This window comes from Mycobacterium sp. E3247 (genome assembly GCF_001667785.1).
GTDB lineage: Bacteria > Actinomycetota > Actinomycetes > Mycobacteriales > Mycobacteriaceae > Mycobacterium.
The window spans coordinates 1-778 of sequence record NZ_LZJG01000323.1; the positions used below are offsets into that span (position 1 = coordinate 1).

Below are 778 nucleotides of genomic sequence, written 5' to 3' on the forward strand. Positions count from 1 at the left end.
TGCATACCGGTTGCATCGGCACCGGCCGCACGCTCGGTCATCGCAAAACAGACCCGAATGTCACCGTTGACCAGCGGCTCCAGATAGCGCTTTTTCTGCTCGTCGGTTCCATGCTCGATCAGCGTGAGCATCGTCGCGTCCTGGGGGCCCATGCAGTTCATCGCCCAGGCACCCAGGTGACTGAAGGCGCGCCCGACCTCGACCTGCACGACCGCGTTCGCCAGATGACCGAGGCCCATTCCGCCGTATTCGACCGGAACGAACGGGCACCACAACCCGGCAGCGCGCGCTTCGGCCTGAAGCTCTTTAACGATTTCGAAGAAGGGCCGCGCGCCGACTTGAGGCTCGGCTGGCAGCACAACGTCGTCGATGAATGCGGCGACACGCGTCCGCAGTTGCTGAATCTCCGCCGGGAGCTCGAAATCGATCATGTGACATACGCTGACAGGATTGACAGTAACTGTCAACACCGTTAGCGTCAGTGCATGACTTCGACTGCGACGCTGCTCGACGTCGATCGGCTCGATTCGTGGATCGGGGACCAGTTGCCCGGTTGTGGGATCCCGATGACGGCTGAACGGATCGGCGAGGGGACCGGAACGGCAAACGTGTCGTTCCGGGTGGCGCGCGGTGAACACGCCTGGGTGTTACGTCGGCCGCCAGCGGTCAAGAACCACCCCACTGCCTCGAATACATTGCGGGAGTGGCGCATCCTGCGGGCTTTGGAGGGCACCGACGTGCCCCATCCACCGCCGGTGCTCTACTGCGAAGATTCCGA

The 778-nt window shown here is 62.9% G+C and carries 2 protein-coding genes; one reads left to right on the top strand and one right to left on the bottom strand.

Going from position 1 to position 778, the window contains the following annotated elements; all coding sequences use genetic code 11:
• Positions 1-431, bottom strand: a 431-nt coding sequence (locus A9X04_RS17915) for an acyl-CoA dehydrogenase family protein (protein WP_197509212.1), incomplete at its 3' end; no start/stop codon positions are given.
• Between the two features lie 54 nt (positions 432-485).
• Between A9X04_RS17915 and A9X04_RS17920 the strand changes: the two genes are divergently transcribed.
• Positions 486-778 (top strand): phosphotransferase family protein (locus A9X04_RS17920; RefSeq protein WP_369828968.1); only part of this gene is annotated, 293 nt, incomplete at its 3' end.